Genomic DNA, 7,210 nt, shown 5'->3' with positions numbered 1-7,210 from the left:
AGCATGGCACGTGCCCTCAACAGTCACCGACGTTGGCGTTGAAGCCCAGTTGGATGCCCAGCGCCTTGGCCAGCTCGCCTTCGTGCAGGCGGTGGACGACGTTGAGGCTGTCGTAGATGTCGTTGAGCTGCTGGCGGCCGGCGTCGTCGCCGAGCATTTCGGTCAACGAGCGCTGGGTGCTGCCGAACAGCTTGAGCGACGCGGCATAGGCGGCGTCGATCTTGTCCGCCAACGGCTTCTGCTCGGCCGGCAGCAGGCCGCGCAGGCCTTTGTTGTCGACGCCTTCCCAGACGGTCTTGGCGGCGGCGAGGCTGGCCTCCATCGCCGTCAGCGACGACTGGCTGCGCCACGCATCGGCCTGGAACGGCTGCGGCACGCCCTTGCTCTGGCGGCCCATCGGCGTGCCGAGCTTTTTCTTCAGGGTGTCGAGGGCGGTGACCTGCACCCGCAGCAGATCGGCGATCGCTTCGTGGGAGTCGGCGTAGCGCTGGTTGGGGAACTTGCTCATCTGCGCGAGCATGCCGTCGGTGTTGTTCCAGGTCTGCAGGATCTCTTCGGCCAGTTGCTTCTGGCGCTCGCCGATGGCGACCAGCAGCGGGCAGTACTTGGCTTTCTGGGCGGCGTCGGCCACGTCAGGCTTGCTGTCGAACAGGATGTACTCGTAGGCCGACAGGCCCTGCACCACGACGCTGGACTTGGCCAGGGCGGCGGCGTCGATCTGCGGCTGGGCGGTGACGAGCTGCTCGACCTGACGGCCGACGAGGTTCTTCTTGTCCGGCCAGAACTGCACCTGCCACGAGCGGTTGCCCTCGGCCAGCGGGCCGATCAGCAGCGGCTGCAGTTCGGCCCAGGCCTTCTGCGCGTGGAGGAAGTCGGCGCGGGCGGTGTCCAGGGTCTCTTTGCCCTGGCAGTAGGCGAGGGCGCTGATGGCGAGTTGCTTGTCGGCCTCGACCCAGCGGGTGTAGGTCGGCAGGATCACCGACTTGGCGATGGCGGCCGAGGTGACCGCCTGCGGATCCTGCGGCGAGCATGCGCCCAGGGCCAGTGCGGCAAGGCTGGTGAACAACAGCTTGGGACGGAACATGTCGGGCTCCCGATTCTTTTAAGTGTTTAAAGTGAGTTCAGAAACGCCAGCAGCGCGGCGCGCTGTTCGGCGTTGAAAGACAAAACCTGTTGCTGCGCCTTCTGCGCTTCGCCGCCGTGCCAGAGCACGGCTTCGAGCAGGTCGCGGGCGCGGCCGTCGTGCAGGAACCGGGTGTGGCCGCTGACCGTCTGCGTCAGGCCGATGCCCCACAGCGGCGGGGTGCGCCATTCGCGGCCGGTGGCCTGGAATTCGGTGCGGTTGTCGGCCAGGCCTTCGCCCATGTCATGCAGCAGCAGATCGCTGTAGGGGCGGATCACTTGATTGGCCAGTTCTGGCTCCGCGGCGTCGGCGGCGGTGGTGTATTTCGGTGTGTGGCAGGACTGGCAGCCGGCCTGGAAGAACAGGTTCTTGCCGGCCAGCACTTGCGGATCGTCGACGCCGCGCCGCGCCGGGACGGCCAGGTTGCGGCTGTAGAACAGCACCAGGCGCAGGATGTTGTCGCTGACTTCCGGCTCGCCGTCCGGGCCGTTGCCGTTCGGCGCCTGCTTGCAGGCGGTTTGCGCGTCGGTGCAGTCATCGAAGGGTCTCAGGCCGGTGGTGAGGCCCATGTCACCAGAGAACGCGTGAACGTTTTGTTGATTGAGGCTCGGTTGCCCGGCTTTCCAGCCGAAACGGCCCAGGACGGTCCTTTGCTGCGCGTCGTCCCAGACCCGGTTCGGCCGGCCGCTGATGCCGTTGCCCTCTTTGGCCTGGGCGGCGGCGTTGGCGAGGATCGCCTCCTCGGGGATCGCTTCGAGCAGGCCCAGGCCGATCATCGGCGGGGCGACCCGTGCCGAGAACCGGGTGTCGGGGTGCATCGGGCCGTAGCCGAGCTGGGTGAGCTGCAGGACGGGCTTTTGCAGTTCGACTTCGGTGCCGTCCTTGAAACGGACGGGCACCGGGGTGTATTCGACCCGCACCTTGCCTTCCGGCGCGACGCCGGGCACGGCCATGTCCTGGAACTGGCCGCCGTAGACCGGCTCCGGCACCACGCCCGTCTGTTCGATGACCTTGGCGAACTCCGGCGCATCGGGGATCGACAGGCGCACCAGCATCGACACCGCATTGACCGCGTCGGGCGCAGGCGGGTGGCCGCGGCCGTCCTTGATGTGGCAACCCTGGCAGGCATTGGTGTTGAACAGCGGACCGAGGCCGTCTCGGGCGGTGGTGGTCGAAGGCGCGATCACCCAGGGGCTGCGGAAGAAACTGTTGCCGACGCTGAAGTCCACCCGGCGCGACGGCGGCAGGTTGGCCGACGGCAGGGAAAACGCGTTCCGGTCGCTCTTGGTCACGGTAGCGCTGCCGCCGGAACGGGCTTCGCCCGGTTCGGCCTTGGTGAAGCGCGGGGCGTCATCGCAGGCACTCAGGCCCAGGGCCAGACACAGTGCGGACAAGCGAAGAGGCAGCGAGGGCATCAGACTTCCTGCGGCAGCGGCAATTTTGAAGGCGCAAAGTCTAACAGGGCGAGGGGGATTGAATAAGAGGAATTATCGTTTGCTTGATGTGGGGCAAACAAAAAAAGGCGACCCGAAGGTCGCCTTTTTCATTCGTGCAGCGCGGATCAGAACTCGTGATCGGCGTTGTCCGGGTTCAGGTCGCTGATGCCCAGTTTGCCGGCGGCGGCCTCGATCGAACCGGTCTGCTTGACCAGGGACGCGATGGCGTCACGCACGATCTGGTTGCCGGCGGTGTTGCCGGCGGCGATCAGTTGGTCGTAGTGCTCGCCCTTGTTGGCGTGGTCGACCATGACCTGGATCTTGGCTTCGGTGGCGGCCAGATCGTTCTTCAGGGCGGTGTCGGCGGCCGGGTCGGCCTTGGCCACCAGGGACGACAGGCTCGGGCCGGTCATCTTGGTGCCGTCGACGCGGGTGTACTCGCCCAGGTAGACGTTGCGCACGCCCTTGGCATCGTAGAAGTGCGAGTTGTGGGTGTTGTCGCTGAAGCAGTCCTGTTCGTCTTCCGGAGAGTTGGCCTCCAGGGACACCTTCATGCGCTCGCCCGCCAGTTCGCCGAGGGACAGGCTGCCCATGCCGAACAGCATCTTGCGCAGGCCGGCTTCGGCCGGTTCGGCTTCCAGGGTGGCGCGGTAGTTGTCGGCCACGTTCGGCTTCCAGTTGCCGACCATCTCTTCCAGGTCGCTGACCAGCAGTTGGGTCACGGCCTTCAGGTAGGCGCGGCGACGGTCGTTGTGGCCGCCGGTGGCGCCGGCGCCTTCCAGGTAGTCCGAGGCCGGACGGTTGCCGGCGCCCGGGCCGGTGCCGTTCAGGTCCTGGCCCCACAGCAGGAATTCGATGGCGTGGTAGCCGGTGGCGACGTTGGCTTCGGAGCCGCCCAGCTCGTTCAGGCTGGCGAGTTTCTCCGGGGTGATGTCCTTGACGTCGACCTTGTCTTCGCCGATCTGGATCTCGGTGTTGGCGATGATGTTGGCGGTGGCGCCCGGGTTGCCCAGCGCGTGTTCGTAGGACTTGTCGACGTAGTCGATCAGGCCTTCGTCCAGGGGCCAGGAGTTAACCTGACCTTCCCAGTCGTCGATGATGGTGTTGCCGAAGCGGAACACTTCGCTCTGCAGGTAAGGCACGCGCGCGGCGACCCAGGCGGCCTTGGCGGCTTTGAGGGTGTCGGCGTTGGGCTTGGCCAGGAAGGCGTCGACGGCGGTCTGCAGGGTCTTGGCGGTGGACTCGGCATCGCTGTAGACGGCGTAGACGATGTCGGCGTAGTGCGAGACGACGGCTTTGCCGGCGGCTTCGTCGACTTTGCCGGCGGCGGCCGGAGCAGGAGCGGCGGCAGTGCTGGCGGCCGGAACCGGCGCCTGGGCGGCCGCCTTTTCTTTGTCTTTGCCTTCGCCGCAACCGGCGAGGGAAATAGCGATGGCCAGCAGACTGGCGGTAGCCAGAGGCATACGAATCATGGCGAACATCCTGCTTCGGTAATTGAGTGGACAGGCGCGGGGCGCGCGCAAAACTGCGACATAATGCAAATCTTTCGCATTATGTGTAAAGGGCCGTGACTGGAAATATTTCTTGTTTGCGCAGGGCTTGCGCGGGATCGGTCGCAGGGGGCCGACACGGCCGCCTCGGCGCCGGTTTTCAGAGGATGGCCGCGTTGCTGCGCTGGGCCTGCTTGAGGTAGGCGCCCAGCTCCCGGGCCGGCAGCGGCTTGCTGTAGTGGTAGCCCTGGCCTTCGTGGCAGCCCTCGGAAATGATGTAGGTCTCCTGCTCGGCGGTTTCCACGCCTTCGGCGATCACCTGCATGCCCAGGCTTTTGCCCAGCTGGATGATGGCGCGCACGATGGTCGCGTCATCGTCGTCGTCCAGCAGGTCCTGGACGAAGCTCTTGTCGATCTTGATCTTGTCCAGCGGCAGGCTCTTGAGATAGCTCAGCGACGAGTAGCCGGTGCCGAAGTCGTCGATGGCGATCAGCGCCCCGGAACGGCGCAGGCTGAGCAGGTGCTGGGCGGCGGTGCTGATGTCTTCCATCAGGCCGGTTTCGGTGACCTCCAGCTCCAGGCTGCGCGGCGGCAGGCGGTAGATCTGCAGCAGGTTGTTGACCACCCGCGGCAGTTCGGCGTGGTGCAGTTGCACGGTGGACAGGTTGACCGCCATGCGCAGGTCGACGAAGCCCTGGTCATGCCATTCGCGAAGCTGCTTGCAGGCCTGGTCCAGCACCCATTCGCCGATGGCGATGATGGTGCCGTTCTGCTCGGCCAGCGGAATGAACAGGTCCGGCGGCACCAGCCCGTGTTCCGGATGCTGCCAGCGGATCAGCGCTTCGACGCCGACCACCCGGTGGTCGCGGTAGCTGATCTGCGGTTGGTAGACGAGGTGGAACTGGCCGCGCAGCAAGGCGTCGCGCAGGTCCTTTTCCAGTTCGCGGCGGCGGCGCATTTCGCTGTCGACGCTGGCGATGTAGAACTGGTAGCGGTTGCGCGAACGGGTCTTGGCCAGGGTCATGGTCTGCTCGGCCTTCTGCAGCAGCTTCTCGGTGCTGTCGCCGTCCTCGGGGAACAGGGTGATGCCGATGGTCGCCCGCAGGCGGATTTCCTGATGGTCGAGGGCGAACGGCGCCTCCAGGTCGTCGAGGATGCTTTGCGCCAGTTCCGCCGCCTCGTAGGGCTGTTCGATGTCGGCCTGCACCAGGGCGAACTGGTCGCCGCCGAGACGGGCGAGGGCGCCGAGGCGTCCGCTGTGGCCGCGCAGGCGGTCGGCCAGGGCGAGCAGCAACTGGTCGCCGGTCTGGTAGCTGAACTGTTCGTTGATGCCCTTGAAGTCGTCCAGGCCTACGCACAGCACTGCGACCCGGCGCTGAAGCTTGCCGGCGTCGACGAGGATCTTGTCCAGTTGCTGCTGCAGTTGCTGGCGGTTCGGCAGGCCGGTGAGGAAATCGTACTGGGCCATGCGCAACAGACTGTTTTCCGCTTCATGGCGCAGGTGGGTGTTGCGTTCGATGGATTCGAGCAACTGGTTGGCGGTGTTGATCCAGATTCCCAGTTCGTTCTTCTCGTGGCCCTTGAGCTGCGGGATCTTGTGTTCGCTGGGGCGGTCGGGATTGATTTCGGTCAGGTGCTCGATGATCCGCGACAGCGGCTTGGTCAGCAGCCAGTGATAGACCAGGTACAGCACCAGGCCCATGGCGAGGGCGCGCAGCACGCCGGAAATGAAGATGATCACCGAACTGACGATGAAGCCCTGGCCGTAGGTGGCGGTGTCGAGGGTGATGCTCAGGTCGCCGTAGTATTCGCTGTAGGGGCCGCGTCCCACCAGTTGGGTGGTGAACGTGCGTTCCTGGCCGAGGATCAGGTCGGTGAGCCAGCGGCTGTTTGACTGCTGCAGCTCGCGGGACTTCTGCGCGAGCATGGCCTCGTTGGGATGGCCGATGGACGCCTGACGCACGGCGTCGTCCTGGAACAGGCCTTCGATCACCTGCATGCCCATCTCCTTGTCCAGGCTGTAGACCGCCTGGGTGGAAGGATCGCGGAACATGTCGAGGATGCGCTCGGCATCGCCGGCGACGGCCTGGCGTGTCTTATAGGCATCGAAGACGATCTGCGCGCAGCTCAAGACCACGCCGACGATCAATGCCGACAGAAGCACGACCCGGAGCAACTTCACCGACAAGCTGTTCTTGAGTTCCAGCTTCAAAGGGTTATTCCTTGTTCCGTGCGGGTAGCGTCAAGTTGCCATGAGTATTGGCAATCCGTTGTTGGCAGTCAAAGGGACAATCGGGCCGCGGGACATTTGTCCGTGGGCTTGGCCGGAATGCTGCCGTCTGGAGTCTTTGCCCTAGTGACACTGTGTCGGTTGAATCGGCCTCCAACTTGAGGAACGGTCGGACAATTTTTCCTCTGTCTGATGTTAGTCCTCCGTGGATTTGGGGCAAGGGGGCGAGGGCCGCTTTCATTGTGGGAAAAGGCATCGGCTGTGATGCAGTGCCCGTTTGCAGGCATAAAAAAACCCGGCCAAGGCCGGGTTTTTGTCTGGCGTGCAGCTTAAGCGGTGAAGGTCTTGCCTTCGAACTGCTCGGCCACGAACTTCCAGTTGACCAGGTTCCAGAACGCCTCGACGTACTTAGGACGCAGGTTGCGGTAGTCGATGTAGTAGGCGTGTTCCCAGACGTCGCAGGTCAGCAGCGGGGTGTCGCCGTTGGTCAGCGGGTTGCCGGCGCCGATGGTGCTGGCCAGGGCCAGGGAACCGTCAGCCTTTTTCACCAGCCAGCCCCAGCCGGAGCCGAAGGTGCCGATCGAGGTCTTGCTGAACTCTTCCTTGAACTTGTCGAACGAACCGAAAGCGGCGTTGATCGCTTCGGCCAGTGCGCCGGTCGGTTGACCGCCGGCGTTTGGCGCCAGGCAGTTCCAGTAGAAGGTGTGGTTCCAGACCTGGGCTGCGTTGTTGAAGATGCCGCCCGAGGAAGTCTTGACGATCTCTTCCAGGGTCTTGCCTTCGAACTCGGTGCCTGGCACCAGGTTGTTCAGGTTCACGACGTAGGTGTTGTGGTGCTTGTCGTGGTGGAATTCCAGGGTTTCCTTGGAAATGTGCGGCTGCTGGTGACCTCGCCGCTGTACTTCTGGCTGGCGACGCGGGACAGCGCGTA

The 7,210-nt window shown here is 64.6% G+C and carries 5 protein-coding genes; all 5 read right to left on the bottom strand.

The features are described from left to right. Window positions 1-16: 16 nt before the first annotated feature. Window positions 17-1,084, bottom strand: coding sequence for an imelysin family protein (locus ACIP0B_RS27485; RefSeq protein ID WP_400838158.1), 1,068 nt, complete (start codon window positions 1,082-1,084; stop codon window positions 17-19). A gap of 26 nt (window positions 1,085-1,110) precedes the next feature. Beyond that, a complete protein-coding gene (locus tag ACIP0B_RS27480; protein WP_400838155.1) occupies window positions 1,111-2,538 on the bottom strand; it encodes a di-heme oxidoredictase family protein in 1,428 nt (475 codons plus the stop codon). Window positions 2,539-2,684: 146 nt separating this feature from the next. After that, a complete protein-coding gene (locus tag ACIP0B_RS27475; RefSeq protein ID WP_217890780.1) occupies window positions 2,685-4,031 on the bottom strand; it encodes an imelysin family protein in 1,347 nt (448 codons plus the stop codon). A 178-nt stretch (window positions 4,032-4,209) separates the two neighbouring features. Beyond that, window positions 4,210-6,261, bottom strand: coding sequence for a putative bifunctional diguanylate cyclase/phosphodiesterase (locus ACIP0B_RS27470; RefSeq protein ID WP_400838152.1), 2,052 nt, complete (start codon window positions 6,259-6,261; stop codon window positions 4,210-4,212). Between the two features lie 347 nt (window positions 6,262-6,608). Continuing rightward, window positions 6,609-7,151, bottom strand: a complete 543-nt coding sequence (locus tag ACIP0B_RS27465; RefSeq protein ID WP_400838161.1) for a superoxide dismutase — start codon at window positions 7,149-7,151, stop codon at window positions 6,609-6,611. Between the last annotated feature and the right edge of the window lie 59 nt (window positions 7,152-7,210).

Source organism: Pseudomonas sp. NPDC089534 (assembly GCF_044749305.1).
Classification (GTDB): Bacteria; Pseudomonadota; Gammaproteobacteria; order Pseudomonadales; family Pseudomonadaceae; genus Aquipseudomonas; species Aquipseudomonas ekonensis.
Note: the sequence above shows the minus strand (reverse complement) of the source record. Positions and strands in the feature narration are given on the sequence as shown.